Origin of the sequence: Amycolatopsis sp. H20-H5, assembly GCF_035828755.1 — a bacterium.
Taxonomy (GTDB): Bacteria; Actinomycetota; Actinomycetes; order Mycobacteriales; family Pseudonocardiaceae; genus Amycolatopsis.
In genome coordinates this window covers 1-26,960 of sequence record NZ_JAYMZS010000073.1, presented here as the reverse complement: position 1 = coordinate 26,960, position 26,960 = coordinate 1, and the positions used below count along the sequence as shown (strand labels likewise).

Below are 26,960 nucleotides of genomic sequence, written 5' to 3'. Positions count from 1 at the left end.
CGGAAGGGGAGGCGGGTTCAGCAGGCTCCGGCGTCGCTCCAGACGGCCCAGGAGCCCGGGGCTCCGGGCTGCGCGCCGGTGGAATACCAGGTGGAGTTCCATTTGTGGCTGTTGTAGGAAGCGGCGTCGCCCGGGGCGTAGGCCTTGGCGGTGTCCCAGGCGGGGACGCCGGTGCAGCCGGTGGGCGGCGTGACGGTGCCGACGGTCAGCGCGAACTGGGCGGTGTGGTCGGTGTTCACGCCGTCGCCGGTGATGGTGAGCTGGCTCGTTCCGGTGGGCGTGCCCGCCGACGTGGCGATGGTGAGTGTCGAGGAAGCGCCCGCTTGGACGGTCGCCGGGCTGAACGTCGCCGTCGCGCCCGTCGGCAGGCCGGACGCGCCGAGGGTGACCGACTGGGCCGAGCCCTGGGTGACGGCGGTGCCGACGGTGACCTGAGTGGACTGTCCTGGTTGGACAGTGGCTGAGGTCGGGTTCAAGCTGAGCGAGTAGTCGTTGCCCGTCGGCGGGGTGGCGCCGACGGCGAGCTTCCAGACCGCGTACGCGATGGCGTCGCTGTCGCGGTCGAGGGGCACGTCCTTGAGGTTGGCCAGGGTGTCACAGGCGCGGTGGTAGCAGTTGTCGAAGGCCGAGCCCGCGGTGCCGCCCCATTTCTGTGCCTGTGCGGCGGACTTGACGTCCCCGGCGCCGGTGGCGAGGCCGCCGACGGGGATGCCCGCGCTCTTGAACGAGGCGTGGTCGGACCGGCCGTCGCCCTCCGAGTCGCCCTCGGTGGGCACACCGATGGACTGGAAGTACTCGTCGAACACGGCCTTGATCGAGGCGACGTCGTCGTAGACGAAGTTGCCCCAGTTGCTCGAGGCGATCATGTCGAAGTTGAGGTAGGTCTTGATTTTCGTGCGCTCGGCGGAGGAAAGGCTGTTGACGTAGAACTTGGAGCCTTTCAGTCCGGATTCCTCGTCGGCCCACCAGCCGAACCGGACGCGTTTGGCCATGGCCGGGTTGGTCTGGGCGAGTGTGAGTGCTACTTCGAGGATCGCGGCGCTGCCGGAGCCGTTGTCGTTGATGCCTGGTCCGGCGGAGACACTGTCCAAATGGGACCCGAGCATGATGACCTGGCTCGCGTCGCCCTGTGGCCACTCCGCGATGAGGTTCTGGCTCTGTCCGAGACAGTTCGTGCAGGTCTGCTTCGACACGGTGTACCCGGCGGCACGAAGCTTGCCCTCCACATAGGACACGGAAGCGTTGTAACCGCTGCCGGGCGCCCTGGTGCCGCCGTTCTGCTGCGCGATCGTGGTGAGCTGACTCAGATGGGCCCGCACGTTGGCCAGCGAGATGTCCGGTGCCGCGGCCACCGTGGACACCGTGGCCGACCCGGCCGGGACCACCACGCCGAGGCTCAGGGCGACCGCTGCGGCCAGTCCGGCGGCGAATCTCTTTCTCGTGTGCACGGTGGATCAGCAGGCTCCGGCGTCGGTCCAGACCGCCCAGGAGCCGGGGGCTCCGGGCTGCGCGCCGGTGGAATACCAGATGGAGTTCCACTTGTGGCTGTTGTACGAGGCGACGTCACCGGGGACGTACGCCTTGGCGGAGTCCCAGGCGGGGACCCCGGTGCAGCCGGTCGGCGGCGTGACGGTGCCGACCGAGAGGGTGAACTGCGCGGTGTGGTCGGCGTCCGGCCCGTCCCCGGTGATGGTGACCTGACTGGTGCCGTTCGGGGTGGCCGCCGTGGTGGCGATGGTCAGCGTCGCGTTCGCGCCGGACTGGACGGTCGCCGGGCTGAACGTGGCGGTGGCGCCCGCGGGCAGGCCGGTCGCGGTCAGGTTGACCGCCTGTGCGTTGCCCGCCGTGATCTTCGTGGTCACCGTGGTGGTCGCCGACTGTCCCGCTTGGACAGAGGCCGAGGTCGGGTTCAGCGTCAGCGAGTAGTCGTTGCCCGCCGGCGGGGTGCCGGTGCAGGTGGCGGGCTCGCCGGACGCCGCCGTGACGCTGACCGCGTCCCAGGCCGCCTTGACGGTGTTGTATTCGGTGCAGCTGCCAGGGTAGAGGGCGATCGCGGCTTCCAGCGACGCCTTGCGGGCCGCCTTGTGATTCCAGGAAGACGTCTTCTTCAGCAGGGCGTTGTAGAAGATCTTGCCCGCCTTCTGGATGCCGATCCCGGTGACCGTGCTGTTGTCGCAGGTCGGGCTCTGCGAGCCGCTGCCTTCGGCGACCAGGTAGAACCAGTGGTTCTGCGGGCCGGCCGCCGCGTGCACCTCGGTGCTCGGGATCGAGGAGGAGTAGCAGTTCGGGTCGCCGACCTGTGAGGGGTTGTTCATGTAGCGGATCGGGCCCTGGCCGACGAGGTTGACGCCCTCGCCGACGCTGTAGTCCGGGGTGTCCTTGGGGTTGTTCGCATAGTGCTCGGTGAGCGCGCCGAAGATGTCGCCGGTGGACTCGTTCAGGCCGCCGTTCTCGTTGCCCGAACCCGCGCCGCCCGGGGTGGTCTGGAAGATCGCGTGGCCGAACTCGTGGCCGACGACGTCCATCGGGGTCGCCTGGCGCTGGTTGTCCTGCGAGTGCCCGAAGTGCGTCGACGAGCCGTCCCAGTACGCGTTGACGTCGTTGAGCCCGACCGACGCGCGGTAGCCGCCGCCCGAACCGTTGATGCCGTTGCGGCCCAGCCAGTCGCCGAGCATCTTCCACTCGGTCTGGACCGAGTACAGGGTGTCGACGCAGCCGGTCTCCAGGCTGGTGCCCGAGCCGTTGCCCCACGCGTTGTCGGGGCCGGTGAAGATCGAGCCGCCCTCGGTGCCGCAGGCGATGCCGCTGCGGCCGGGGTCGGTCATCGAGTACGAGCTGCCGGAGCCGGAGGTGTCGATGCTGACGTTGCCCGCGTAGTAGCTGTTCCCGGTGCCCGCGACGGCGGGTGAGCTCTGCGTCGCACCTTGCTTTGCCGGTCCGGCAAGGGTTCTGACGTCCTCGCGGGTGTCGAGGACGGCGCCGGTCACGCTGTCGACGAACACGTGCAGGTGGCTCGGCAGCTTCGCGTTGTGCCCGCTGACGACGACCTCGTACGCCAGTTTCGGCGAGTCCCCGGCCAGCACGACGAGCTGGGGTGCGGCGACACTGTCCACTGTGGATACCCGGCCGCGCGCGACGGCGGCCGCCCGGTCCGGGGTGAGGGTGGCTTTGGTGCCCACGGTGATCGGCGCGGTCTTCGCCGCGTCGGTGCCGAGGACGTGCCCGGCGCCGTCGGCGACGACGACGGCGTCCCCGCCGACGACCGGCAGGCCGCGGTAGGTGCGCTGGTAGGACGAGTAGAAGAGGCCCCCGCCACCGGGGGTGACGCCGGTGCGGACGAAGGCCTCGTTCTCGCCCTTGCCCAACTGGTCGACGCCGCTGAGCGCGGCCTGGTCGGACGCCAGTGCGGCAAGCGCTTCCGGGCTCGCCGGGGCCGCGGTGTTCGTGGCACTGGCCGGGATCGCCGGCAGTGCCATGGTCAGGGCAAGGCCGGCGATGGCCGCCAAGCCTGTTCGAAGCCCTCGCTGGGCAGTCATGGGTGGTTCCTTCCCTGGGGCAGGACCGTGCGCCCGGCTGCGAAGGGCGCGGAAAGGACATCGCAGCCGGGCGAAGACGCACGGTGATGGGATGTGTCCGAGGCGATAACTCCAGTTATGACCTGGGACACACTCGAGTAAAGGAGCCGGTCCTCGCAGCGTCAATGGGCCGGATGGACTAGTGGTGGCCGGAGCCGATCATGGTCTAGACCATATAGACGCTGGTACGAAAGGACTTTCGACCCCGAAGGCGTCCTATAGCGACTTTCGTATGGTTTTCAGCCAAGTGGGCCGGAATCGGTGTCGACGGCAGCCCGCACGCCCCGCTGGTACGCACTGACCGCTTCGCCGAGCAGCCCGCGCGCACGCAGGACGTCGCCGAGATACAGCGAGGTCGTGACCAGCGCACCGCGCAGTGAGCCGCGCTCCTGGTCGTCCGCGGCTTCGCGCAGCAGGCGGGTCGCGCCGGGAAGGTCGCCCCTCTCCTGGGCGATGAGCCCCAGCATCCGATGGACCTCGCCGAGCGATTCGACGTCACGGGCGCTGTCCAGCAGCGGCCGGATCCCGGCGATCAGCGCCTCGGCCTCGTCCGGCGCGCCCTGGCGGCGGCGGACCTCGGCGAGCTCGATCGTCGTGCCGAACACGCCTTCCTCGGAGCCCACGTCGGTGAGCGCGTCACGGGCGATGGTGAGCTCCGCGCGCGCCTCGTCCAGGCGCCCGGTGTGCCGGAACAGGTACCCGCGGGCCCAGCGGCAGCGCGCGGCGTCGCGGTCGTGACCGAGTGACGCGAACAGGCGGACGGCTTCGGTGAGATCGGCCTCGGCGCGTTCGACGAGCCCGTCCGTCTGCCACACCTGTGACGCCTGCCGGTGGTAGCGCGCGACGAAGTCAGGTCTGGTGGCCAGCGCCGCGGCGAGCCTGCCCTCCTCGGCGGCGCGGCGGGCGCGGCGCAGGCCGCCCATCTCGACCAGCGGGTGGATGAGCGCGGTCAGCAGGCACAGCTCGGCGTCGGCGTCGACCGGCTCCGCCGCGCGCACCTCGGCCAGCGCCGTCTCGACGCTCGCGATCGCCGTCCCCGCGAAGCCGGACAGGAACTGACAGCCCGACCAGCGGTGCACGATCATCGCCCGCAGCCACGGGGGAGCGGCGGCGGCGAGCAGCCCGGCGTGCTCGAAGGCGGACATCGCGGCGGCGACGTCGAACCGCTGCCACCGGACCTCGGCGAGGCAAAATCTCGCGTAACACTCGACGTCGGCGAGGTGGTAGTCCGCGGCGCGCTTACCGGCGTCGGCGAAGACCACTTCGGCGTCCGCCACCCGGCCTTGTCCGAGCGCGCGGTAGCCCTGGTCGAGCTCGGCCCACAGCGCTTCGGCGGCTCCCGGCGGCCTGCCGAACCGGAGCTCGCCGACCGTCCGCCCGAGGCGTTCGGCCAGGTACCCGAGCACCTCGTCCGACGGCGGCCGCTGCCCGGTCTCGACCTTGGCCAGGAATCCGCGGTCATAGCGCGGCTCGGCGAGCTCACGCTGGGTCCAGCCGCGCTCGGTCCGCAACCGGCGGATCCGCGTGCCCAGGGTTTCGGCCTTCGGCGGGCCCGGCGTCATGAACCCAAGGTAAAGCAGGGTGCGCGGCGACGTCGAACGTGGCGGACACGAGGTCGTAGGCTGGCGCGGGTGAGCGATCATGCAGAGTTTCCTAACGGCCAGTACCCCGAGCGACCGGCGGAGCGGCACAAGGGCCCTGTCGTGCTCCGGCGCGACCAGCGTGACCAGGACGACAGCACCACCGACCAGCGGCTGCTGGACGCGCGCGGGCCGAGCGACTGGGTGCACACCGACCCCTGGCGCGTCCTGCGCATCCAGGCCGAGTTCGTCGAAGGCTTCGGCGCGCTCGCCGAGGTGCCGCGCGCGGTGACCGTGTTCGGGTCCGCGCGGACCAAGCGCGACCATCCCGAGTACCAGCTGGGCCGTGACATCGGCGGCGCGCTGGCGAAGGCCGGGTTCGCGGTGATCACCGGCGGCGGGCCGGGCGCGATGGAGGCGGTGAACCGCGGCGCGAACGAGGCGGGCGGGTTCTCCGTGGGCCTCGGCATCGAGCTGCCGTTCGAGCAGGGCCTGAACCCGTGGGTCGACCTCGGCGTCAACTTCCGCTACTTCTTCGCGCGCAAGACGATGTTCATCAAGTACTCGCAGGCCTTCATCTGCCTGCCCGGCGGCTTCGGCACGCTCGACGAACTGTTCGAGGCACTGACGCTGGTGCAGACCAAGAAGGTCACGAAATTCCCGGTGGTGCTGTTCGGCAGTGACTACTGGGGCGGGCTGTACGACTGGATCGCCAGCACCCTGCTGGCCGAGGGCAAAATCGGCGAGAAGGACCTCGAGCTCCTGCACGTCACCGACGACATCGACGACGCCGTCCGCGTGGTGCAGGACTCCTACCAGGCATGGGAGGACACGCATTGATCAAGCGGGTATGCGTGTTCTGCGGCTCGTCGATGGGCTTCGATCCGGCCTACGCGGAGCAAGCGCGGGCGCTGGGCGGGCTGCTCGCCTCAAGGGGGATCGGCCTGGTCTACGGCGGCGCGAGCGTCGGCACGATGGGCGCGGTGGCGGACGGCGCGCTGGCCGCGGGCGGTGAGGTGATCGGCGTCATCCCCCAGGCACTGAGCCGCGTGGAGATCTCCCACGCCGGGCTGACGGAACTGCACGTCACGGCCGACATGCACGAGCGCAAGGCCAAGATGGCGGCGCTTTCCGACGGTTTCCTCGCGCTGCCCGGCGGCGCCGGGACGCTGGAGGAGCTGTTCGAGGTCTGGACCTGGGCCCAGCTCGGCCTGCACTCGAAGCCGATCGGGCTGGTCGACGTCGGCGGGTACTACGGGCCGCTGCTGAAGTTCGCCGACCACATGGTGGGCGAGGGCTTCCTGAAACCCGAGCACCGCGACCTGGTGACCATCGACGCGGACCCGGCGGCGCTGCTGGACGGGTTCGCGATGTACGTGTCGCCGGTGACGCCGAAGTGGGTCACCTGAAGTGTCATGAAAGGGTCTTTCCAGGCAATTTTTGTCCTGAAAGACCCTTTCATGACACTCGTGAGGCTTAGGCGGCGTCCTGGTCGGGTCGCTTGTGATAGCGGTCGACGTACTCCTGGCCGGAGAGCTCCAGCAGGGCGTACATGATCTCGTCGGTGACCGAGCGGCGGATCGCCGGGGACGAGTCCTGGCCCTCGTAGCGGGAGAAGTCGAGCGGCTCGCCGAATGTGACGGTGATCTTCACGCGGCGCGGGATCCGCTTGCCCTCGGGCTGCAGGCCCTCGGTGCCGGTCAAAGCCACGGGAACCACCTTCGCGCCGGTCGCCAGCGCGAGGGCCGCGACGCCGGTGTGGCCGCGGTGCAGGCGGCCGTCGAGCGAGCGGGTGCCCTCGGGGTAGATCGCGAACGCGCCCTCCGCGTCGAGGACCTTGCGGGCGGCCTCCAGCGCGGCCAGCCCGGCCTGGGCGTTGCCGCGCTCGACCGGGACGTAGCCGAGGCCGCCGAGGAACCCGGCCATGAACCGGCCCTTGACGCCCTTGCCGACGAAGTACTCCGCCTTGCCGAGGAACTTGACCTGCCGCGGCGTCACGAACGTGATCACGCCGGTGTCCAGCGCCGCGCGGTGGTTGGGCGCGAGGATGAGGGCGCCGTCACGGGGCACGTTCCCGAGCCCGAGCACCTCGGGCCGGTACAGCGCACGGGCCAGCGGCCCCAGCACGAAACGGACGAACAGCGGTATCAAGGTTCCTCCAGAACACGGGTGTCTGATCCCAGCATGGCACGATCACTACTCATGAGTTGGCTAGAGCGGCGCACGTGGCAGAACCCCGCCTGGACACTCGAGGAGATCCTCGCCGCCAAGGGTGACCGGACGGTTTCGGTCGTGCTACCCGCACTCGACGAGGAAGAGACCGTCGGTGCCGTCGTCGCGTCCGTGCGGCCGCTGCTGGGCTCCGTCGTCGACGAACTGGTGGTCGTCGACTCCGGCTCTTCCGACGCCACGGTAGAGCTCGCCGAGCGGGCGGGCGCGCGGGTGGTGCATCGCGAGGACGTGCTGCCCGAGCTGGCGCCGGTGCCCGGAAAGGGCGAGGTGCTGTGGCGCTCGCTCGCGGCCACGAGCGGCGATCTGGTCGTGTTCCTCGACTCCGACCTGGTCGAGCCGGACCCCGCGTTCGTGCCCACGCTGCTCGGGCCGCTGCTCTGTGAAACCGGCGTCCACCTGGTCAAGGGCTTCTACCGGCGGCCGCTGCGCCTGGAGAGCTCCGGCGGCGGCCGGGTGACCGAGCTGCTCGCCCGGCCGGTCCTCTCGGCGCTGCGTCCCGCACTGTCCGTGCTGGTGCAGCCCCTCGGCGGGGAGTACGCCGCGACCAGGGAGTTCCTGGAGTCGGTCCCGTTCGCCGCCGGCTACGGCGTCGAGATCGGGCTCCTGCTCGACGCCGAGGAGCGCCACGGCCTCGACGCGCTCGCGCAGGTCAACCTCGGTGTCCGCAAACACCGCAACCGCTCGCTGCCGCAGCTTGGCGTGATGGCCAGCCAGATCCTCGGCACCGCGCTCGACCGCTGCGGCGTCGCCGCCGCCGAGCCCGCCCGGCTGACCCAGTTCGTGCAAGTCGCGGGGGAGTGGCTACCGGACGTGACCGAAGTCCTCGTCGCCGACCGCCCGCCCATGCGCGAGGTCCTCGCCGCCCGCGTTTAGGTCTCGGTTCGACGACTTGTGGCTCCCCCGGAGCTGCTTAGTGGCCGTCGGCCTCGACCTGGCCTTGGTGGTCGTCACGGTGCGGCCGACCGTGCTCGCGAGACGATCCTGGGGTTCGTGTGCCACGATCGTCGCGTGACGACCGCGCTGATCTACCTCGTAGTCATGCTGCTGGTGGCCGCCGTGGTGTTCCTGCTCGCCGCCGTGGTCTTCGGCCGCGGCGAAGAGCTGGCCCCACTGCCGCCCGGCAGCTCGCCCACCCGGCTGCCCGCCGAGGACATCACCGCCGATGACGTGCACGGCGTGCGCTTCCAGCTGGCGCTGCGCGGCTACAAGATGTCCGAAGTGGACTGGGTGATGCGCAGGCTGGGCGTCGAGATCGACGAGCTCAAGGCCCGCGTCGGCGAGCTGGAGGCCGAGCGCGAGGCCGCCAGGTGACCGACGTCATCCTCTCCGTCGAGGTCGCGGCACCGGCGGGCACCACCTGGCTCGCGCTGACCGACTGGGCCCGCCAAGGTGAGTGGATGCTCGGCACCCGGGTCGAAGTCGTCGAGGGCAACGGCCGCAGCGTCGGCTCCAAGCTCGCCGCGTTCACCGGCGTCGCCGGGATCGGGTTCACCGACACCATGGAGATCACCACCTGGGAACCGCCGCTGCGCTGCGTCGTGCGGCACCTCGGCAAGTTCGTGCAGGGGACCGGGGTGTTCCAGGTGATCGAGCAGGGGGCCGATCGGTCCACCTTTGTGTGGGCGGAGCATTTGAAGCTCCCGTTCGGAGTCTTCGGAAGGCTGGGCTGGCCGGTGGCCAGGCCGTTCTTCAGCGCTGGAGTACGGCAGTCGTTGAAGCGGTTCGCGCGGTATGCGGAGGCTTATTCGTGAGCCTGGTCGGTGCCGACGGCGTCGCACGGTGTTCCTGGGGGAACTCGACGCCTGATTACGCGGAATATCATGACACCGAGTGGGGCGTGCCGTTGCATGGGCGGGACGCGCTTTACGAGCGACTTTGCCTTGAAGCTTTTCAGGCCGGGCTTTCTTGGATCACCATTTTGCGGAAGCGGGAGAGTTTTCGGGCCGCCTTCGCGGGGTTTGTCGTCGAGGAGGTCGCCGGGTTCGGGGAGGATGACGTCCTGCGGCTCATGGGTGACGCCGGGATTGTTCGGAACCGGATGAAGATCGATGCCGCCGTGGGGAATGCCCGGGTGATCCTGGGGCTGGAGGAGTCGCTGGACGAGCTGCTTTGGGGGTTTGCGCCGGTCAAGCATCGGCGGCCTCGGGGGATGGCGGATGTTCCGGCCATTACCGATGAGTCGGCGGCGATGGCCAAGCGGTTGAAAAAGCTTGGATTTCGGTTTCTGGGGCCCACCACCTGTTATGCGCTCATGCAGGCCACCGGGATGGTTGATGACCATGTGCGCGGGTGTTTCCGGGCTTTTTTGGTTTAGTCCTGAGGTGCGGCTAGAAGCCTGTGTTTTTTGGCCAGCGCGCTCACAAACTCGCGCCGCCAGGTCGCCCCTGGCACCGTACGTAAGTGCGGCTTTGTCTTTAAGGGGGGCGACCTGCCGTCGCGAGTTGGGAGGGCCTGGCGGCCCTGAAAGAGGGCACGCGGCGGTGAAGTCTCCACTCGCAGAGCTCGCGGAGACCTTGTGGTCCTGGCAAACAGCTGTGGCTGGGTTTTAGTGGTGCGTGTTGGGGGCGAGTCTGGATTAACCGTGGCTGGCGCGGCTGAGTCTTGGTGGTTCCGCACACTGTGAAGTCTTGGGGTTCGGGCTGGGTAATACTTGGTGGGCGGTGGCGGGTGTGGATGAGTCTTGGTGGTTCCGCGCGCCGTGAAGTCTTGGGGTCTGGAGGTGGCGGGCGTGGCTGGGTTTTGGTGCGGGTGAGATGAACGGATCTTTTATGGCGTTTTTTGCTTTGAAGGGTCCGTTCATCTCACCGGTTTTGGTTGCTACTTGCCCTGGAAGGTGGGGCGGCGCTTCTCTACGAACGCTGCTACCGCTTCCGCGTGGTCGGCCGTCGCGCCTAGGGCGGACTGGGCTTCGTCCTCTGCCTGGAGGGCTTTTTCCAGTGTGGACTGTGCGGCTGTTGCCAGGACGCTCTTGATTTTCGCGTAGGCCACCGTGGGGCCTGCTGCCAGTTTGGCCGCTATCGCCTGGGTGCGGGCCGCTAGGTCTTCTGGGGCCACTACCTCGCTCACCAGGCCGAGGGTCAGGGCTTCGGTGGGTTCCACCGTGCGGGCCAGGAGCATCAGCTCGGCTGCTCGGCCAAGGCCGATCAGCCGCTGGAGGGTCCAGGAGGCTCCGGAGTCCGGGCCGAGGCCCACGTTGGCGAAGGCCATCAGGAAGTTCGCCGAGGTCGAGGCTATGCGGAGGTCACTCGCGTAGGCGAACGCCGCGCCCGCACCCGCCGCCGGGCCGTTGATGGCGGCGATCACCGGCTTCGGCATCTCGACGATCGTGTGGACGATCGGGTTGTAGTGCTCCTTCACCGTGTGCAACGGGGCCGGGTCGTTCGCCTGAAGGAGCCCGACGTGCTCCTTCAAGTCCTGGCCGGCGCAGAACGCCTTGCCGGAACCGGTCAGCACCACCGCGCGGACGTTGTCGTCGGCCGCCGCCTCACGCAGGGCCGCCAGCAGCAGCTCCTTGAGCTCGACGGTCAGCGAGTTGTACGCCTGCGGCCGGTTCAGGGTCAGGGTGCGCACCCCGTCGGCGTCGGCGGTCAGCAGGACGTCGGATGAAGTCACAGGATCTCCTCTGGGAAAAACATGGGTCTGCATGGAGTCTTTCAGCCTCGCGGGCCGCATACCAGCACCGATACGACGGCAAAAGATCGGTCCGCGTTCGCGCTCCCGCGCTGATGAGGGACAATGGACACCAGACCCGGCTGGCTTTGGTGAGCGCGACCCGGGCGCGCCGGTCGAGATGGAGGGAGCACGCTATGGCGGCCATGAAGCCCCGGACCGGAGATGGTCCCCTCGAAGTGACTAAGGAGGGGCGGGGCCTCGTGATGCGCGTACCACTCGAGGGTGGTGGGCGCCTCGTCGTCGAGCTCTCGGCGGAGGAAGCGAAGGACCTCGGAGTCGCACTGCAGGAGGTAACCGGCTGAGCCGGTCCTACCCCTGAGATCACTTAACCCGCACCCCGGTTTCCACTCGGAAACCGGGGTCGCGGCCATCTGCGCCTGGAGGTTGCTCACCGTGCGTAATCCGCTACCCCCCGTTCCGAGCAAGCTCCTCGACGTCGACGTCTCGACGGAGTTCCGGCGCGGCGCCCCCACAGCTGTGCTGGTCGCGGCACCCGAGGACGACACCGAGCTGCCCGAATTCGGCGGCGTCCGTGCCACCGGCAAGGCGAGCGACGTCCAGACCGTCCCCGGCGGGAAGCCACAGTGGATCGTCGGAGTCGGCGACGGCGAGCCCGCTCGCTACCGCGCGGCCGGCGCGGCGCTGATCCGCGCCGCCGGATCCGCGCTGGTCGCGGAGACCGAGTCCGGGGCGAAGCCGTCCCGCTCGATCCAGGTCGAGCTCCCCGCCGAAGCCACCGCGGAGCAGATCGAGGAGCTCACGTTCGGCCTGCTGCTCGGCGGCTACAGCTACACCGTCACCGCCGAAGACGCCAAGCCCGAACTGCGCTCGGTCAGGTTGGTGACTCCACACGAGCGGGCCGTCCCCGCTTACACCGACGTGGTCACCCGCGTGGGTGAGCTTGCCGCGGCCGCCGCCTTCGCGCGCGACCTCGCGAACACCCCCTCCAACGTGAAGGACCCGGCCTGGCTCGCGAACACCGCGGCCAAGGTCGCCGGTGCCGTCGCCGGGCTGAGCGTGACGATCCGGGACGAGAACTGGCTCGCCGAGCAGGGCTTCGGCGGAGTGCTGGCGGTCGGTGGCGGCTCGGCGAGCCCGCCCCGGCTGATCGAGCTCGAGTACAGCCCGCGCGGCGCGTCCGCGCACCTGCTGTTCGTCGGCAAGGGCATCACCTTCGACACCGGCGGCCTGTCCATCAAGCCCGCCGACGGCATGCACCTGATGCGCACCGACATGGCGGGCGGCGGTGCCGTGATCGCGGCCGTCCGTGCGATCGCCGCGCTGAAGCTGCCCGTGCGCGTCACCGGCCTGGTCCCGGCCGCGGAGAACCACGTGTCCGGCTCGGCCTACCGGCCCGGCGACATCGTCCGGCACTACGGCGGCAAGACCAGCGAGGTCAGCAACACCGACGCCGAGGGCCGCATGGTCCTCGCCGACGCGCTGGTCTACGGCCTCAAACGCTTCAAACCGGACGCCGTGGTCGACGTGGCGACCCTGACGGGTGCGATGAAGATCTCACTGGGCGTGCGCACGGGCGGCTTCTTCGCGACCGACGACGCGCTGGCCGAGCGGGTCCGCAAGGCGGGCGAGCGGGTCGGCGAGGCGTGGTGGCGGATGCCGCTGCTCGAGGACATGGCCGCCGACGTCCACGGCGAACTCGGCGACGTCCGCCAGACGCCCGGCGGCCCAGGGGGGATCGCGGCGGCGTTGTTCCTGCGCGAGTTCGTCGCGGAAGCCAAATGGGCGCACCTGGACATCGCGGGCCCGGCCCGCGCCGACAAGACCTACGCGGACGTCGTCCCCGGCGCCACCGGGTTCGCCGCGCGGACCCTCGTGGCCCTGGCCGAAAGCTTCGTGGCCGGGTCCTGACCCCGAATGTTGCTCTGACCTGCGGGAAGACAGCAAAGGACCGTTGCTGTCGCTTGAGCGCGGGAGCAAAGGACCTTTGCTCCCGTTTTTGAGTGTCTCCGCAGGTCAGGACGTTGTGGCGAGGACGTTGCCGCGGAAGCGGTCGACGGCTGGCGGCAGGTGCTCGCCCGCGCGCCAGGCGAGGCCGATCGTGCGCCCGATCGGCGGGATCAGGGGCACCTCCACCACCCCGGCCGGGCTGCCCGGCTCGAAGCGGGGGAGCAGGGCGACGCCCAGACCGGCGGCGACCAGGCCGCGGACGGTGTCGGACTCCTGGCCCTCGAAGGCGACCTTGGGCGTGAAACCCGCGGCCGCGCACAGCTCGTCGGTGATGCGGCGCAGGCCGTAGCCGGGTTCGAGCAGGACGAACTCCTCGTCGGTCAGCTCGGCTATCCGGGCGCTGCGGCGGTTCGCGAGGCGGTGTGTGGACGGGACCGACAGGAAGATCTCCTGCTGGGTCAGCACCGCCGAGTCCAGCAGCGGCTCGTCCGGGACGGGCGCGAGCAGGGCGAGGTCGAGTTCGCCGCTCAGCAGGCGGTCCACCATGTCTTGGCGTGAGCCCTGCACCAGGGTGAACCGCACGTGCGGGTGCTGGGCGCGATGGTCGCGCAGCAGGGACGGCACCAGCGAGCGGCCCAGCAGGTGCAGGAAGCCGAGCACGACGTGGCCGGTGGCGGGCTCGATCTCCTCCAGGGCCCGCCGGACGCCGGTCTCGACGGACACCGCCGCCCGCTCGGCCGCCTCGGCGAGCAGCTCGGCGGCTCGCGTCAGGCGGATGCCGCGGCCGTCCGGGACGGTCAGCGGGGCGCCCAAGGCCTCGCCGAGCGCGGCGATGCGGCGGCTGATCGTGGGCTGCGGCACACCCAGGAGCTCGGCCGTGCGCGTGACGTTGCCGACTCTGCGCAGCGTGGCCAGCAGCACCAGGTTGGGCGCCAGCAGGGCGGTCAGGCGAGCAGAGGTCTTTTCATCCACCACAGTATCAATACTGGCAGATGAACGTATTAGACGTATTGTTTAGGGCGGCTTAGCTTCGATTCGTGCCTACTTCCGAAGCTCGCCGGATCACCATCGCGGTGGCCGCGGCGGGCATCTCGTCGTTCGCCTTGCTGTACGCGCCGCAGCCGGTGTTGCCGCAGCTCGCGACCCAGTACCACCTCGATCCTGGTGGCGCCTCGCTCGCGGTGAGCGTCGCGACGGGCGCACTGGCGATCGCCGTGCTGCCGATCGCCCCACGTTCCGGGTGCTGCGCGCGCTGCAGGGCATCGCGCTCGCCGGGGTCCCCGGGGTGGCGGCCGCCGACCTGGCGGAGCGGCTGGGCAAGGCCGGGATCGCGGCGGCGGTCGGCGCGATGATCGCGGGCAACACCGTCGGCGGCATGCTCGGCAGGCTCTCCGCCGGGCTCGCCGCGGGGCCGCTGGGCTTGCACGGCGCGCTCGCGGCCGTCGCCGCGATTTCCCTGGTCTGCGCGGTGGTGACCGTCTTCACCCTGCCCAAATCGGAGCAAGGGACCTTTGCTGCCGCCCCGGGGCCCGGTCAGCTGCGCTCGGTCCTCGCCGGTCTCGGGCAGGCCGTGCGACGCCCGGTGCTGCTGGCCCAGTACGCCGTCGCGCTGCTGGCGATGGGGTCGTTCGTCGCGCTCTACAACGCCGCGGGTTTCCGGCTGACCGGCCATCCGCTGGACCTCTCGCCCGCGATCGCGTCGCTGGTCTTCCTCGCCTACGCGATGGGGTCGGTGTCCTCGGCGACCGCCGGTCGGCTGGTCGCCCGGTTCGGCCGGACCCGCACGGTGACCGGTGCGCTGCTGGTGACCACCGGTGGGGCCGCGCTGACGCTCCCGGACTCGTTACCGCTGTTCGTGGTCGGTTTCGTCGTGCTCACCGGCGGGTTCTTCGCCGCGCACGCGGTGGCCAACGGCTGGGCCGCGGCCGAGGCCCCGGAGACCGCCCGCGGCCAGGTGGGCGGCATTTACACGCTTTCGTACTACCTCGGGAGCAGCATCGGCGGCGGCATCGGCGGCTACCTCTACGGGCACGCGGGCTGGAGCTGGCTGATCGCGCTCGTCGCCGCCTGGCTGCTGCTGGCGATGGTCGTCGTGCTGGCCGTCACCCGCTCACGCGCTCCCACCCCGGCGCGGGAGCAAGGGACCTTTGCTCCCGGTTGAGCTCGGGCTGAGCTCGAGTGCCCCTGAAGGCCACCTTCACGGCGTTTTACGCGGTGAAGGTGGCCTTCAGGGGCAGTTGAACGCCGTCAGGCCAGCGCGGCGACCAGCAGGCCGCCGCCGACCGGCAGCATCGCGGGCACCAGGCGCTCGTCCTCGCGGATCGCCCTGGCCACCTCGCGCAGCGCGAGCGTCTCCGGATCGCGGCGTGACGGGTCGGCCGTGCGCCCGCCGCCCAGGACGTTGTGGAACGCCAGGATCCCGCCCGGCCGCAGCAGCGCGACGCCCTTTTCGTAGCAACTCGGGTACTCGGCGCGCGCGGAGTCGACGAACACCAGGTCGTAACCCCCGTGGGTGAGCCGAGGCAGGACGTCCAGCGCGCGGCCCATGATCAGCCGCATCCGGCCGGGGAGGTACCCGGCTTCGAGGAACGCCTTGCGGGCCGCGCGGTGGTACTCGGGCTCGATGTCGATCGTGGTCAGCACCCCGTCGTCGGCCATGCCGCGCAGCAGGTGCAGCCCGCTGACCCCGGCCCCGGTCCCGATCTCCACCACGGCTCTGGCCCGCAGCGTCGCGGCGAGAAAACGCAGCGTGCTGCCTGCCGCCGACCCGAGCGGGCTGCAGCCGAAATCGGCCGCGCGCCGGCGCGCGGTGGCCAGCACCTCGTCGTCGGGCAGGTAACCCTCGACGAATTCGGCGTCGAGGTCGGCCGACGAGGCCGCATGCGTCCCTGAACTCACGCACGGAGGTTAGCGTTGCTTGTCGATAAATCCGCGAAGACTCCCTGGTACGGCACCCGCGGACTTCTCAGGCTCTTCTCAGTGCAGTCTCACTAGAACCATAGGTGAGTCGTCCAGACTCATCTCAAGGAAGACGGGAACACCGTGCGGACAGCCCGCGTTGTGTGGAGTAGTTGAGGAGAGACCCTGATGGAGGTGCCTACTCCGCCGATGCAGAACACGACGCTGGAGACGCAGGTCGAGCCGGTGACGGTCGACAGTGCCGAGCAAGCCTGGACACCACCGTCCTGGGACGAGGTCGTGCGCGAACACGCCGATCGCGTGTACCGGCTCGCCTACCGGTTGACCGGTAACTCGCATGACGCCGAGGACCTCACGCAGGAGACCTTCATCCGGGTCTTCCGCTCGCTGGCGTCCTACAAGCCGGGCACGTTCGAGGGCTGGCTGCACCGCATCACGACGAACCTCTTCCTCGACATGGCCCGCCGCCGCTCACGCGTGCGGATGGAAGGCCTGCCCGACGACACCGACCGGATCGTCGGCGACGACCCGAGCCCGGAGCAGGTCTGGACCGACACCCACCTCGACCCGGACCTGCAGGCCGCGCTCGACGAGCTGCCGCCCGAGTTCCGCGCCGCCGTCGTGCTGTGTGACGTCGAGGGCCTCTCGTACGAGGAGATCGGCGCGACCCTCGGGGTCAAGCTGGGCACTGTGCGCAGCCGGATCCACCGCGGCCGTCAGGCGCTGCGCGCTTCGCTGGAGCGGCGCCGCGCGGAGGCCCACCAGTCTGCGAAGGTGCCGGTATGACCGCACCCCGCGGGTGGGGCCTGCCCGAGTCGCACCTCCTGCCCGACGCCGTAGTCGCCTTCGTGGACGGCGAGCTTTCGCTCGGCGCCCAGGACAGGGCCGCCTCCCACGTCGCTCGTTGCGTCTTGTGCGCCACCGAGGTCGCTTCGCAGCGCCAGGCCGGTGCCGAAGTGCGCCGCGCGGAAGCGCCGACGATGTCGGCCGGTTTCCTGGCCTGCCTGCGCTCGATCCCCGAGAACACCGACCTGCCCGGCAGCCCGGACAACCTGGCGATGACCGCGGACGGCCAGCTCGTCGCGATCCAGCGGCCCGACCGGGTCGCCGGCCTGCGCGATTCCGGGGTCCTCGGCGGCACCGCCCCGCTCGGCACCTCTGTGCCGCTGGGGCAGTCGCCGCATCTGCTCGGCGGCGGACGTTTCTTCGGGCTCGCGCGGCGGCGTGCCGCGCAGGGCGCCGGTGTGGTCGTGTCCGGCATCGTGCTGAGCGCGCTTGCGCTGGTGGCGACGGGTTCGGACGGTACGGACACCGCGCCCGACCCGGCCGGGAACCCGCAGCAGGGCGCTTTGCTGCCCGCGCAGCTCGGCGTGCCCGCGCCGATCGGTGTCGGACCGCAGGTCGTTCCCGCGAGCACCCCGCCGTCTCCGCTCAGCAGCACGGTTCCGGCCGTCGCGGGCATGCACTGAACTCGTCCGACACAACGCCCACTTCACCGCTGTCTCGGCAAACTCGGTAGTCGAGCCTTGGCGTATCGTCACGCCAGCAACCTGATCTCAGCCCCGGGGAATGATGACCGAGCAGCCGAACGAGAACCATCAGCAGCCTGGTGCCCCGGCGGGCGGCGATCGGCTGACTCCGCGCCCGCTGAACCGGCCCGCGGTGGACGATGTCCAGGCCGCGACGTTCGGCAGGCCGCAGGGCGTCGACGGCGCGTTCGACAAGCTCTACACGCCGGGCTTGACCAACGGGCACAGCCCGGGCATTAACCTCGCGCCCCCCGCGCCGGAATCCCTGGCCGAGGCGTTCCGGCGGCCACCGGGCGCTGAAGGCGTCCTGCTTGAGCGTCCCCACGGAGAGTCCGGTTCGGCCGAGGACGATCCCGAGTCCCCGTTGTGGACGTCCTCCTCGGACCCGTGGCGTGATCCCGCGGCCGGTGCCGTGCTCGGGGGCCCCGCGGTCCAGACCGAGGAAGAGCCCAAGGCCGGAGCACGGCCGCGCGGCGCGCAGCTGAGCCTGCCGGAGGTCCTGTTCGGACGTCGCGTCAAGCCCAAGGCGCTGGTGCTGCTCGGCGTCGTCGCGCTGCTCATCGGCGCCGTCGGCGGGTTCATCGGCTGGTGGGCCGCGGACACCGGCACGGCGTTGACGGGGGAGGCCACCATCTCCGAGGCCGAAGCCGCCAAGGAGCGTCCGGCCGGTTCCATCGCCGAGATCGCCAAGCGGGTCGCCCCCGCCGTGGTGTCGCTCGAGGTCTACAAGCCCGGCGCGGAGCAGGGCGAGCAGGGCTCCGGCGTGATGATCGACCCGCAGGGTTACGTGCTGACCAACGAGCATGTGGTGAGTTCGGCGGTCGCCGATCCGCAGACCAAGATCACCGCCGTGTTCGTCGACGGCAGCCGGACCGAGGCCAAGATCGTCGGCTCCGACCAGAAGACCGACCTGGCCGTGGTCAAGGTCAACGTCACCAACCCGACCGTGTTGCAGGTCGGCAAGTCCGCGAACCTGCAGGTCGGCGACACCGTCATCGCGCTGGGCTCGCCGCTGGCGCTGCAGAACTCCGTCACCTCGGGGATCGTCAGCGCGATCAACCGGCCGGTCACCGCCGGCGGCGACAACGGTGGCCCGCCGGTCACCTACGAGGCCATCCAGACCGACGCCCCGATCAACCACGGCAACTCGGGCGGCGCGCTGGTCGACTCGACCGGTGCGCTGGTCGGGATCAACTCGTCGATCCGCTCCTCGGGCGCCGACGGCGGCAGCATCGGCATCGGGTTCGCCATCCCGAGCGATTTCGCGGTCAAGATCGCCAAGTCCCTGATCAAGGACGGCAAGGTGTCCCACCCGGACATCGGCATCAACGCCTCGTCGACGGTGATGGGCTCGACGACGATGGGCGCGCAGGTCAAGAACGTCGCCCCGACGGGCCCGGCGGCGTCGGCCGGTATCAAGGAAGGCGACGTGATCACCAAGATCGCGGGCCGCACGGTGCGCGACTCGGCCGAGCTGACGGTCGCGGTCCGCGGTCACGACGTCGGCGAGGTGGTGCCCGTCCAGCTCGTCCGCGACGGCGCGCTGCTCGTGGTCGACGTGACGCTGGGCTCGGACTGACGGACCGGGTGTCCGCCCGAGTACGCTGAGCTGGAGAAGATCCGAGTCGGAGGTTCCAGGGTGTTCGACAGTGTCGGCTGGGGCGAGATCCTGGTGATCATCGTGGCCGGTCTCTTCATCCTCGGCCCCGAGCGGTTGCCCGAGGCCGCGGCCTGGGCCGCGAAGAGCGTGCGCAAGGTCCGCGAGTTCGCGACCGGCGCGAAGGAACAGCTCCGCGAGGAGATGGGCCCCGAGTTCGAGCAGCTGCGCAAGCCGCTCGAAGACCTGCGCGGCCTGCGCAACTTCGACCCGAAGCGCGTGGTGACCCAGCACCTGTTCGACGGCGACGCCGACCCGCTCGGTCTCGGCAACATCAACGGCACCAACGGTTCCAACGGCGCGGCCAAGCCCAACGGCTACCCGGCGACGTCCGCACCGCAGACCCAGCCCGAGCCGCTCAAGCCCGGCGAGCGCCCCCCCATCGACCCAGACGCCACCTGAGCGACTCCCCGCACACGGGAGCGACAGCAAGGGTCCTTTGCTATCGCTTGGGCATGTTTCCGCAGGTCAGCGGTACCGAGGGGGCCGAAACGACAGCAAAGGTCCCTTGCTCCCGCTGGGCACGTTTCCGCAGGTCAGCGGTGCCGTGCGGGCCAAAACGGCAGTAAAGGTCCCTTGCTTCCCCAGGGGGCGTTCGGCGCGTTCACCGCGACCAAACGCCACCAGGGGGCAGGCACAGAAGAGCCGGGTCAGCGGCCCGCGGGGGTCACGTTCAGCATCATCCCGGCCAGCCCGCGAGCGCGGACCGAAAGCTTGTTGGCCGCGTCGAGCAGGACCTTCGACGCCGGGGCGTCGGGGTCGGCCAGCACGATCGGGGTGCCGGAGTCGCCCTGCTCGCGCAGGCGCGGGTCGAGCGGGACCTGGCCGAGCAGCGGCACCTTCGAACCGACCGACTTCGTCAGCGAATCCGCCACCGCCTGGCCGCCGCCGGAGCCGAAGATCTCCAGCCGTGAGCCGTCCGGCTGCTCCAGCCAGGACATGTTCTCGATCACGCCGGCGATCCGCTGGTGCGTCTGCAGCGCGATCGCGCCCGCGCGCTCGGCGACCTCGGCCGCCGCCTGCTGCGGGGTGGTGACCACCAGGATCTCCGCGTTCGGGATGAGCTGGGCCACCGAGATGGCGATGTCGCCGGTGCCCGGCGGGAGGTCCAGCAGCAGGATGTCCAGGTCGCCCCAGAACACGTCCGCCAGGAACTGCTGCAGCGCGCGGTGCAGCATCGGGCCGCGCCACACGACCGGGGCGTTGCCCGGGGTGAACATGCCGATCGAGATGACCTTCACGCCGTGCGACTGCGGCGGCATGATCATCGTGTCGACCTTGGTCGGCTTCTCGTTCGTGCCCAGCATGCGGGGGATCGAGTGGCCGTAGATGTCGGCGTCGACCACGCCGACGGACAGGCCGCGCTGGGCCATCGCGGCCGCGAGGTTCACCGTGATGCTCGACTTGCCGACGCCGCCCTTGCCGGACGCGACGCAGTACACCCGCGTCAGCGAGCCCGGCTGGGCGAACGGGATGACCGGGTCCTTGGAGTCCCCGCGCAACGACTTGCGCAGTTCGGTGCGCTGCTCGTCGTTCATCACGTCGAGCTCGACCTTCACCTCACGCACGCCCGCGAGCTTCGAGACGGCGTCGGTGGTGTCCTTGGTCAGCGTCGCCTTCAGCGGGCAACCGGCCACGGTCAGGTAGATGCCGACGGTCACGAGGCCGTCTTCACCGACGACCACGTCCTTGACCATGCCGAGGTCGGTGATCGGTTTCTTGATTTCGGGGTCGTACACGTCCTTCAGCGCGGTGCGGACATCTTCGACGCTGGGGAGCTGCTGCGTACTCGTCACGCCCCCCATGTTACGTACCGGTAGGCGCGGCCTGTTCTCCCCGGCTCTGCTTGCCCTTCCTCGGCTTGGTGTTGAGGTCCTCGCGCAGCTTGTCGAGTTCGCTGCGCAGGTAGTCCCTCGTCGCCACTTCGCCGACCGCGATCCGCAGCGAAGCGATCTCCCGCGCCAGGTATTCGGTGTCCGCCTTCGTCTGCGCGGCGCGGTTGCGGTCCTCGTCGAGCGAGACGCGGTCGCGGTCGTCCTGCCGGTTCTGCGCGAGCAGGATCAGCGGCGCGGCGTAGGCGGCCTGGGTGGAAAAGGCCAGGTTGAGCAGGATGAACGGGTACGGATCCCACCGCAGTGCCACCGCGAAGATGTTGATGATGATCCACACGATGACGAGCACGGTCTGCCAGAACAGGTAACTGCCGGTGCCGAGACCGCGGGCGAGCCGCTCGGAGAACTTGCCGAACGAGTCGGGGTCGACGTTGATCACGAAGCGGCGCGGACGGCGCGGCTGGTCCAGCCGTCGCCGTGAAGTCGGTTCAGGCACGATCGGCCTCCTCCCGGTCGACACCCGAGACTTCGCCGGGGATGTCGTGCAGGCCGGTTTCACGCCAGTCTTCGGGCAGCAGGTGGTCCAGGACGTCGTCGACGGTGACCGCGCCGAGCAGGTGGCCCTCCGCGTCGATGACCGGGCCGCACGCGAGGTTGTACGCGGCGAAGTAACGCGTCACCTCCGACAGCGTCGCCATCGGGCGCAACGCGGGCAGCCCGGTGTCGGCCGCGCTCGCCACGAGCTCGGCGGGCGGCTCGCGCAGGAGCCGCTGGAAGTGCACGACGCCGACGAACCGGCCGGTCGGCGTCTCGGTCGGCGGGCGGCAGACGAACACCATCGTCGCCAGCGCCACGGGCAGCTCGGCGTTGCGGATGCGGGCGAGGGCCTCGGCCACCGTGGCGTCCGGCGCGAGCACCACCGGCTCCGGGGTCATCAGCCCGCCCGCGGTGTCGGACGAGTACGCCAGCAGTCGCTTGACCGGCGCCGACTCCTCGGGCTCCATCAGCTCCAGCAGGCGGCTCTGGTCGGCCGGGGCCAGTTCGGCGAGCAGGTCGGCCGCGTCGTCCGGGTTCATCGCCTCCAGGACGTCCGCCGCACGTTCTTCCGGCAGGTAGGACAGCAGTTCCTTCTGGTCGTCCTCGGGCAGCTCCTCGATGACGTCGGCGAGGCGTTCGTCGTCCATCGCGTCGGCGACCTCGTGGCGGCGCTTGAGCGGCAGGTCGCGCAGGGTGGCCGCGACGTCGACCGCGCGCATGGTGTCGAACAGCATCAGCAGCTGGCCCGCGCCCTGCGGCTGGCCGGACAGGTCGGTGAGGCCGAGGCCGGAGACCTCGGCCCACGGCAGCACCTGCATCGCCGCGCGGCGCCTGCCCAGCCCGAGCCCGGCCGACCGCTCGCGGATCGCCAGTTTCGCCAGCACCCAGTCCCGGGTCCTGGTGGGCTCCATCGCGGCGTCGACCACGGTGATCCGGGTTTCCGAGCTCACGAGGCGCGCGTGCGCGTCGAACAGCTGCCCGACGACCAGCACCTCGTTGGGCCGCTGGTGGAAGTGGCGCATGTTGACCGAGCCGGTGGCCAGCCCGACGGCGTTGGGTTCGATCGAGGTGACGCGCAGCATCGGCACGAAGACCCGCCGCCGGGTGGCGAGCTCGACGACGATGCCGAGGATCCGCGGCGGCTGGTGGTCGAGGCGGAGCCCGGCGACCAGATCGCGGACCTTGCCGATCGACTCGCCATCCGGACCGAACACCGGCAAACCCGCAAGCTGAGCTGCGAAAACCCTGTTGACGGACGCCATGGGCCCAACCTATCCGGTGCCCTCTGCCCTCGCCCGCCCAGGCTCAGGCGCCCGCGGCCGCCCAGCGTGCGATTTCGGGGACCGCGGCGACGGGGGAGTCGTCGTCCCAGTCGTCGAGCAGCCAGAGCCAGTTCTCGACGGCGCGGACGAGCGTCCACGCGCGCGCCTTGCCCGCGTCGAGACCCGCCGCGGCCACCACCGCGGCCATCCGGTCATCCACAGTGGACTCCTCAAATCTGTTCCACAGCAAGGGGATCACCCCGAACTCCAGGTCCCCGGCCAGCGGCTTCGGGTCGATCACCAGCCACGGCTCCCGGCTGCCGGCCAGTACGTTCTCGTAGTGCAGGTCCTCGTTCACCAGCAGCCGCGCCGCCGACGGGCCCAGCTCCCGGCACACCGACACCGCCGCGTCCACGAAGTGGCGGGGGAACGGTTCCCCGAGCGAACGCCACGTGCTGGGCAGCTCTTCGACCAGCCTGGCGGCCTCGGTGCGCAGGTCGCGGCTCAGCTCCGGCGGCGCCGGGACGGCCAGGCGTCGCGCCAGCCCACCGGCGACCTCGATCGCGTACTCCAGCGGCTCGGTGTCGAGCATCCGCGAGGCGTCCAGCCGCTCCAGCAGCAGAACCCCGTCGGCGGGCGCGTTGTCCAGCAGCAGCACCGCTCCTCGACCGGCCCATGTGGACAGTGCCAGCGGTTCGTCCCGCGACTCGTCGTCCTGCCAGCTGAGCTTCAGCACCACCGGGGTCCCGTCCGCGCGCCGCGCGGGCTGCACGACCGCGACGTAACCGTGCATCGGCTCACCCTCAAACCGCAGCTCCCACCTCCGGGCGTACGCGGCGGCGAGATCCGGCAGCGAAGCGAGCCACTCGGCGCCCTCCGGCCCGAACGCCTCCGGCACTTGCCGGGCGAAGGCCCCGGGGATCTTCAGCGTGTCCATCGGCCCAGGATTCCACCTTCCGCCACCCCGGTCAGGCGTACCATCGAAGATTCAGGGGGCCAACCCCGGGGAGCTGCCATGGTGGTGGAGATTCTCAGCGCTGTCGTCGTCGTGGGCGGAGTGTGGCTCACGGCCAGCATGCGCGTGGTGAAACAGTACGAGCGCGGGCTGGTGTTCCGGTTCGGCCGGGTGCGGCCGCAGATCCGCGAGGCGGGGCTGGTCTACCTCGTCCCGTTCGCGGACAAGCTGCAGAAGGTCAACATGCAGATCATCACCCTGCCGATTCCCGGCCAGGACGGCATCACCAGGGACAACGTCACCGTGCGGGTCGACGCCGTCGTCTACTTCAAGGTGGTCGACCCGGTGCTCGCGGCGGTCAACGTGCAGGACTACCGGTCCGCCGTCGGGCAGGTCGCGCAGACCTCGCTGCGGTCCATCATCGGCAAGAGCGAACTCGACGACCTGCTCTCCAATCGCGAGCGGCTCAACGAGGGCCTCGAGCTGATGATCGACAGCCCGGCGCTGGACTGGGGCATCCACATCGACCGGGTCGAGATCAAGGACGTAGCGCTGCCCGAAGCGATGAAGCGGTCGATGTCGCGGCAGGCCGAGGCCGAGCGGGAACGCCGGGCCAGGGTCATCTCCGCGGACGGCGAACTGCAGGCCTCGCACAAGCTCGCGCAGGCCGCGGAGACGATGTCGGCGCATCCGTCGGCGTTGCAGCTGCGGCTGCTGGAGACGGTCGTCCAGGTGGCCGCCGAGAAGAACTCGACGCTGGTCCTGCCGTTCCCGGTCGAGCTGCTCCGCTTCCTGGAGAACGCGAGCGGGCACAACCCCCGGCAACCCCAAGCGCCCGCGGCTACTCCGGAGGCCGAGCCGGTGAACGGCCTCGCGCCGCTGCCGCGCACCTCGGACGACGCCGGGCTGGCGCCCTAGTCCAGCTGTCCGTTGGCGCCCAGGATGATCAGGGTCGTGGTGAAGCCGACGGTCAGCGCGACCACGACATAGCCGACGATGACGGCCGCGAGCGCGAGCCCGCGCCCGCCTGCCTCACCGCGGTTCGCCTTGGCGAGCGCGATGTGGCCCATGATCAGGCCGGGCAACGCCGTGACGCACGAGCACAGGCCGAGGATCGAGCAGACGAGCGCGCCGATGGCGAGCCCGTTCTCCGAGTTCCGCTGCTGCGGGGCGTACGGGCTGTAGGGGTTGTGCGGCTGTCCGTACGGCTGTCCGTACGCCTGCTGCGTGTAGGGCGGCTGACCGTATTGCGGCTGCTGCTGCGGGGCGGCCGGGGCCGGGCCGTAGGCCTCCTGTCCGTAAGGGGACGGCTGCTCGGCCACCGGCTCGATCGGCGGCTGCTCGTAGGAACCCGGCAGTTCGGCGACCTTCGGCGGGTCGTAGGACTGCGGCTCGTAGGCCGGCGGTTCGGCCTCGGGCCGCGGTTCGTTCGGGATGGGTGGGTAGGTCATCGCGGCGGTGCCCCTCGGATCGGACGATGCTTCACCCTAACGGTCACCGCCGGGCTCGCGATCAGTAACGCGAGGCGCCGACGAGCGCGATGCCGAAGATGATCCACAGCACGAGCGGGATCAGCCACAGCGCGGTGATCACGTACCCGATGATCATCCCGGCCAGCGCCATGCCCTGGCCGCCGGCTTCGCCGCGTTTGGCCTTGCTGTAACCGATGTGGCCGAAGATGACGCCGAGGATCGCGGGGAAGCAGAAGATGATGCCGACCAGCGAGCAGACCAGTGAGGTGACCGCCATGCCCTGCTCCGGGCGTTGCACGGGCGGGCCGTACGGATAGCCGCCGTACGGTGGCGGCTGCTGGTACGGCTGGAGTTGGTACGGCTGCTGGTACGGCTGCTGGTAGGGCTGGAGCTGGTTCGGCTGGGGATACGGCCCCGACACCGGTTGCTGTGGCGGCATCGGCTGCTGCCCATATGGATCGTGCTGGCCTGGCTCCGGATAGGTCACGACTTGTCCCCCTCGATGCGTTCGGTCTCCTACCGTAATGCCCCGGTAGGTGACTGTCCTCATAGCAGGGTCCGGGGTTCGGGGGCATACTCACCGGTAACCCAGCGCCGGGAGCCGGCGTGCCGCCGCCGATAGGGAGCACTGATGGCCCGCCTCGCCCAGACCGCCGGCTTGACGGACGTGCAGTCCGAGATTCTGTCCACGGTTCGCTCGTTCGTGGACAAGGAGGTCATCCCGCGTGCCCAGGAGCTGGAGCACGCCGACGAGTACCCCACCGAGATCGTCGAGGGCATGAAGGAGATGGGCCTGTTCGGGCTCACCATCCCGGAGGAGTACGGCGGCCTCGGCGAGTCGCTGCTGACCTACGCGCTGGTGGTCGAGGAGATCGCGCGCGGCTGGATGAGCGTGTCCGGGGTGATCAACACCCACTTCATCGTCGCGCACATGATCTCGCGGCACGGCACCGAAGCGCAGAAGAAGCACTTTCTGCCCCGGATGGCGACGGGCGAGGTCCGCGGTTCCTTCTCGATGTCGGAGCCGGACCTCGGCTCCGACGTCGCGGCGATCAAGACCCGGGCGAAGAAGACGGACGACGGTTACGTCATCGACGGCGCCAAGATGTGGCTGACCAACGGCGGCAGTTCCAACCTGATCGCGCTCCTGGTCAAGACCGACGAGGGCGCCGAAAAGGCGCATCAGAACCTGACCGCGTTCCTGGTCGAGAAGCCGACCGGCTTCGGCGAGGTCGCGCCCGGCCTGACCATCCCCGGCAAGATCGAGAAAATGGGCTACAAGGGCGTCGACACCACCGAGGCGGTGTTCGACGGCTACCGGATCGGCGCGGACATGGTACTGGGCGAGGCGCCCGGCAAGGGCTTCTCGTTCATGATGGACGGCGTCGAGGTCGGCCGCGTCAACGTCGCGGCCCGCGCCTGCGGCATCGCGATCCGCGCGTTCGAGCTGGCCGTGGAGTACGCCCAGCAGCGCAAGACGTTCGGCAAGGCGATCGCCGAGCACCAGGCCATCGCGTTCAAACTCGCCGAGATGGCCACCAAGGTCGAGGCCGCCCACCTGATGATGGTCAACGCCGCCCGGCTCAAGGACTCCGGCGAGCGCAACGACGTCGCGGCCGGGATGGCGAAGCTGATCGCCAGCGAATACTGCGCCGAGGTCACCCAGGACTCGTTCCGGATCCACGGCGGCTACGGCTACTCGAAGGAGTACGAGATCGAGCGCCTGATGCGCGAGGCCCCGTTCCTGCTGATCGGCGAGGGCACCAGCGAGATCCAGAAGACGATCATCAGCCGAGGCCTGCTGCGCGAGTACAAGTCCCGCTCGTAACC

At 70.0% G+C, this 26,960-nt stretch carries 27 protein-coding genes and 1 pseudogene; 15 read left to right on the top strand and 13 right to left on the bottom strand.

Annotated features, from left to right (window positions below; all coding sequences use genetic code 11):
• Nucleotides 1–17: 17 nt before the first annotated feature.
• The 3 genes from QMK34_RS31250 to QMK34_RS31240 form a co-directional block, all read right to left on the bottom strand.
• Complete coding sequence (locus QMK34_RS31250; protein ID WP_442785251.1) at nt 18–1,448, bottom strand: M28 family peptidase; 1,431 nt, start codon at nt 1,446–1,448, stop codon at nt 18–20.
• A 6-nt stretch (nt 1,449–1,454) separates the two neighbouring features.
• Nucleotides 1,455–3,536 carry a M4 family metallopeptidase gene (locus QMK34_RS31245; RefSeq protein WP_326418153.1) on the bottom strand — a complete coding sequence of 694 codons (2,082 nt, stop codon included), beginning with the start codon at nt 3,534–3,536 and terminating at the stop codon, nt 1,455–1,457.
• Nucleotides 3,537–3,814: 278 nt separating this feature from the next.
• Nucleotides 3,815–5,137, bottom strand: a complete 1,323-nt coding sequence (locus QMK34_RS31240) for a helix-turn-helix domain-containing protein (protein WP_326418151.1) — start codon at nt 5,135–5,137, stop codon at nt 3,815–3,817.
• A gap of 69 nt (nt 5,138–5,206) precedes the next feature.
• Between QMK34_RS31240 and QMK34_RS31235 the strand changes: the two genes are divergently transcribed.
• Both QMK34_RS31235 and QMK34_RS31230 read left to right on the top strand, forming a co-directional pair.
• Nucleotides 5,207–5,995: a TIGR00730 family Rossman fold protein gene (locus QMK34_RS31235; RefSeq protein WP_326418149.1), complete on the top strand. Its 789-nt coding sequence runs from the start codon at nt 5,207–5,209 to the stop codon at nt 5,993–5,995.
• Entirely contained in the window at nt 5,977–6,564 is a 588-nt protein-coding gene (locus QMK34_RS31230) for a TIGR00730 family Rossman fold protein (protein ID WP_326418147.1), read from the top strand. Before QMK34_RS31235 ends, QMK34_RS31230 begins: the two co-directional genes overlap by 19 nt.
• Before the next feature lie 67 nt (nt 6,565–6,631).
• Here the strand turns inward: QMK34_RS31230 and QMK34_RS31225 are convergent, their stop codons facing one another.
• Nucleotides 6,632–7,306 carry a lysophospholipid acyltransferase family protein gene (locus tag QMK34_RS31225; protein ID WP_326418145.1) on the bottom strand — a complete coding sequence of 225 codons (675 nt, stop codon included), beginning with the start codon at nt 7,304–7,306 and terminating at the stop codon, nt 6,632–6,634.
• A gap of 51 nt (nt 7,307–7,357) precedes the next feature.
• On the opposite strand from QMK34_RS31225, the gene QMK34_RS31220 reads away from it, so the two are divergent.
• From QMK34_RS31220 to QMK34_RS31205, 4 genes are all read left to right on the top strand, one after another.
• Nucleotides 7,358–8,260, top strand: coding sequence for a glucosyl-3-phosphoglycerate synthase (locus QMK34_RS31220; protein ID WP_326418143.1), 903 nt, complete (start codon nt 7,358–7,360; stop codon nt 8,258–8,260).
• Between the two features lie 135 nt (nt 8,261–8,395).
• Nucleotides 8,396–8,698 (top strand): DivIVA domain-containing protein, encoded by a 303-nt coding sequence (locus tag QMK34_RS31215; RefSeq protein WP_326418141.1) that lies wholly within the window; start codon nt 8,396–8,398, stop codon nt 8,696–8,698.
• Nucleotides 8,695–9,138 (top strand): SRPBCC family protein, encoded by a 444-nt coding sequence (locus QMK34_RS31210; RefSeq protein WP_326418139.1) that lies wholly within the window; start codon nt 8,695–8,697, stop codon nt 9,136–9,138. The genes QMK34_RS31215 and QMK34_RS31210 overlap by 4 nt, the downstream gene beginning before the upstream one ends.
• Nucleotides 9,135–9,701 (top strand): DNA-3-methyladenine glycosylase I, encoded by a 567-nt coding sequence (locus tag QMK34_RS31205; protein ID WP_326418137.1) that lies wholly within the window; start codon nt 9,135–9,137, stop codon nt 9,699–9,701. Before QMK34_RS31210 ends, QMK34_RS31205 begins: the two co-directional genes overlap by 4 nt.
• Nucleotides 9,702–10,204: 503 nt before the next feature.
• Here the strand turns inward: QMK34_RS31205 and QMK34_RS31200 are convergent.
• Nucleotides 10,205–10,999: an enoyl-CoA hydratase-related protein gene (locus QMK34_RS31200; RefSeq protein ID WP_326418135.1), complete on the bottom strand. Its 795-nt coding sequence runs from the start codon at nt 10,997–10,999 to the stop codon at nt 10,205–10,207.
• 194 nt (nt 11,000–11,193) lie between these two features.
• On the opposite strand from QMK34_RS31200, the gene QMK34_RS31195 reads away from it, so the two are divergent.
• Nucleotides 11,194–11,361: a DUF3117 domain-containing protein gene (locus QMK34_RS31195; RefSeq protein ID WP_091294302.1), complete on the top strand. Its 168-nt coding sequence runs from the start codon at nt 11,194–11,196 to the stop codon at nt 11,359–11,361.
• Between the two features lie 91 nt (nt 11,362–11,452).
• Nucleotides 11,453–12,928 carry a leucyl aminopeptidase family protein gene (locus tag QMK34_RS31190; RefSeq protein ID WP_326418132.1) on the top strand — a complete coding sequence of 492 codons (1,476 nt, stop codon included), beginning with the start codon at nt 11,453–11,455 and terminating at the stop codon, nt 12,926–12,928.
• Nucleotides 12,929–13,033: 105 nt separating this feature from the next.
• On the opposite strand, the gene QMK34_RS31185 is transcribed toward QMK34_RS31190, so the two are convergent.
• Nucleotides 13,034–13,915, bottom strand: a complete 882-nt coding sequence (locus QMK34_RS31185; protein ID WP_326418190.1) for a LysR family transcriptional regulator — start codon at nt 13,913–13,915, stop codon at nt 13,034–13,036.
• A gap of 113 nt (nt 13,916–14,028) precedes the next feature.
• Between QMK34_RS31185 and QMK34_RS31180 the strand changes: the two are divergent.
• Nucleotides 14,029–15,128 (top strand): annotated as a pseudogene (locus QMK34_RS31180) (MFS transporter).
• A gap of 86 nt (nt 15,129–15,214) precedes the next feature.
• Here QMK34_RS31180 and QMK34_RS31175 read toward each other — a convergent pair.
• On the bottom strand, nt 15,215–15,865 hold the full coding sequence (locus tag QMK34_RS31175) for an O-methyltransferase (protein ID WP_326418131.1): 651 nt from the start codon (nt 15,863–15,865) through the stop codon (nt 15,215–15,217).
• A gap of 189 nt (nt 15,866–16,054) precedes the next feature.
• Here QMK34_RS31175 and sigE point away from each other — a divergent pair, with 189 nt between their 5' ends.
• The 4 genes from sigE (at nt 16,055) to tatB (ending at nt 19,474) form a co-directional block, all read left to right on the top strand.
• Entirely contained in the window at nt 16,055–16,672 is a 618-nt protein-coding gene (gene sigE, locus QMK34_RS31170) for an RNA polymerase sigma factor SigE (protein WP_326418130.1), read from the top strand.
• Nucleotides 16,669–17,355 (top strand): hypothetical protein, encoded by a 687-nt coding sequence (locus QMK34_RS31165; RefSeq protein ID WP_326418129.1) that lies wholly within the window; start codon nt 16,669–16,671, stop codon nt 17,353–17,355. The genes sigE and QMK34_RS31165 overlap by 4 nt, the downstream gene beginning before the upstream one ends.
• Before the next feature lie 103 nt (nt 17,356–17,458).
• Complete coding sequence (locus tag QMK34_RS31160) at nt 17,459–18,994, top strand: S1C family serine protease (protein WP_326418127.1); 1,536 nt, start codon at nt 17,459–17,461, stop codon at nt 18,992–18,994.
• Between the two features lie 60 nt (nt 18,995–19,054).
• Nucleotides 19,055–19,474, top strand: coding sequence for a Sec-independent protein translocase protein TatB (gene tatB / locus QMK34_RS31155; protein ID WP_326418125.1), 420 nt, complete (start codon nt 19,055–19,057; stop codon nt 19,472–19,474).
• A 248-nt stretch (nt 19,475–19,722) separates the two neighbouring features.
• Here tatB and QMK34_RS31150 read toward each other — a convergent pair whose 3' ends face one another.
• From QMK34_RS31150 to QMK34_RS31135, 4 genes are read right to left on the bottom strand one after another with little or no spacing between them, the layout of a single operon-like run.
• Complete coding sequence (locus tag QMK34_RS31150) at nt 19,723–20,868, bottom strand: Mrp/NBP35 family ATP-binding protein (RefSeq protein WP_326418123.1); 1,146 nt, start codon at nt 20,866–20,868, stop codon at nt 19,723–19,725.
• A 10-nt stretch (nt 20,869–20,878) separates the two neighbouring features.
• Nucleotides 20,879–21,400, bottom strand: a complete 522-nt coding sequence (locus QMK34_RS31145; protein ID WP_326418121.1) for a DUF1003 domain-containing protein — start codon at nt 21,398–21,400, stop codon at nt 20,879–20,881.
• Nucleotides 21,393–22,703 carry a magnesium transporter MgtE N-terminal domain-containing protein gene (locus tag QMK34_RS31140; RefSeq protein WP_326418119.1) on the bottom strand — a complete coding sequence of 437 codons (1,311 nt, stop codon included), beginning with the start codon at nt 22,701–22,703 and terminating at the stop codon, nt 21,393–21,395. The genes QMK34_RS31145 and QMK34_RS31140 overlap by 8 nt, the downstream gene beginning before the upstream one ends.
• Nucleotides 22,704–22,746: 43 nt before the next feature.
• The gene (locus QMK34_RS31135) at nt 22,747–23,640 is read right to left on the bottom strand and encodes an aminoglycoside phosphotransferase family protein (RefSeq protein WP_326418117.1); all 894 of its coding nucleotides are present in this window, start codon (nt 23,638–23,640) and stop codon (nt 22,747–22,749) included.
• Between the two features lie 78 nt (nt 23,641–23,718).
• Between QMK34_RS31135 and QMK34_RS31130 the strand changes: the two genes are divergently transcribed.
• Nucleotides 23,719–24,576 (top strand): slipin family protein, encoded by an 858-nt coding sequence (locus QMK34_RS31130; RefSeq protein ID WP_326418116.1) that lies wholly within the window; start codon nt 23,719–23,721, stop codon nt 24,574–24,576.
• Here the strand turns inward: QMK34_RS31130 and QMK34_RS31125 are convergent.
• Both QMK34_RS31125 and QMK34_RS31120 read right to left on the bottom strand, forming a co-directional pair.
• A complete protein-coding gene (locus QMK34_RS31125) occupies nt 24,573–25,109 on the bottom strand; it encodes a DUF4190 domain-containing protein (RefSeq protein WP_326418114.1) in 537 nt (178 codons plus the stop codon). The two genes, QMK34_RS31130 and QMK34_RS31125, sit on opposite strands and share 4 nt — an antisense overlap.
• 61 nt (nt 25,110–25,170) lie before the next feature.
• A complete protein-coding gene (locus QMK34_RS31120; protein WP_326418113.1) occupies nt 25,171–25,617 on the bottom strand; it encodes a DUF4190 domain-containing protein in 447 nt (148 codons plus the stop codon).
• Nucleotides 25,618–25,761: 144 nt separating this feature from the next.
• Here QMK34_RS31120 and QMK34_RS31115 point away from each other — a divergent pair, with 144 nt between their 5' ends.
• The gene (locus QMK34_RS31115) at nt 25,762–26,958 is read left to right on the top strand and encodes an acyl-CoA dehydrogenase family protein (protein ID WP_326418112.1); all 1,197 of its coding nucleotides are present in this window, start codon (nt 25,762–25,764) and stop codon (nt 26,956–26,958) included.
• Nucleotides 26,959–26,960: the final 2 nt, after the last annotated feature.

Coding starts and splice junctions, on each gene's coding strand:
- QMK34_RS31245 (WP_326418153.1), bottom strand. CDS start 3,536: ATGACTGCCCAGCGAGGGCTTCGAACAGGCTTGGCGGCCATCGCCGGC.
- QMK34_RS31240 (WP_326418151.1), bottom strand. CDS start 5,137: ATGACGCCGGGCCCGCCGAAGGCCGAAACCCTGGGCACGCGGATCCGC.
- QMK34_RS31230 (WP_326418147.1), top strand. CDS start 5,977: ATGGGAGGACACGCATTGATCAAGCGGGTATGCGTGTTCTGCGGCTCG.
- QMK34_RS31220 (WP_326418143.1), top strand. CDS start 7,358: ATGAGTTGGCTAGAGCGGCGCACGTGGCAGAACCCCGCCTGGACACTC.
- QMK34_RS31195 (WP_091294302.1), top strand. CDS start 11,194: ATGGCGGCCATGAAGCCCCGGACCGGAGATGGTCCCCTCGAAGTGACT.
- sigE (WP_326418130.1), top strand. CDS start 16,055: ATGGAGGTGCCTACTCCGCCGATGCAGAACACGACGCTGGAGACGCAG.
- QMK34_RS31165 (WP_326418129.1), top strand. CDS start 16,669: ATGACCGCACCCCGCGGGTGGGGCCTGCCCGAGTCGCACCTCCTGCCC.
- QMK34_RS31160 (WP_326418127.1), top strand. CDS start 17,459: ATGACCGAGCAGCCGAACGAGAACCATCAGCAGCCTGGTGCCCCGGCG.
- QMK34_RS31140 (WP_326418119.1), bottom strand. CDS start 22,703: ATGGCGTCCGTCAACAGGGTTTTCGCAGCTCAGCTTGCGGGTTTGCCG.
- QMK34_RS31135 (WP_326418117.1), bottom strand. CDS start 23,640: ATGGACACGCTGAAGATCCCCGGGGCCTTCGCCCGGCAAGTGCCGGAG.
- QMK34_RS31130 (WP_326418116.1), top strand. CDS start 23,719: ATGGTGGTGGAGATTCTCAGCGCTGTCGTCGTCGTGGGCGGAGTGTGG.
- QMK34_RS31125 (WP_326418114.1), bottom strand. CDS start 25,109: ATGACCTACCCACCCATCCCGAACGAACCGCGGCCCGAGGCCGAACCG.
- QMK34_RS31115 (WP_326418112.1), top strand. CDS start 25,762: ATGGCCCGCCTCGCCCAGACCGCCGGCTTGACGGACGTGCAGTCCGAG.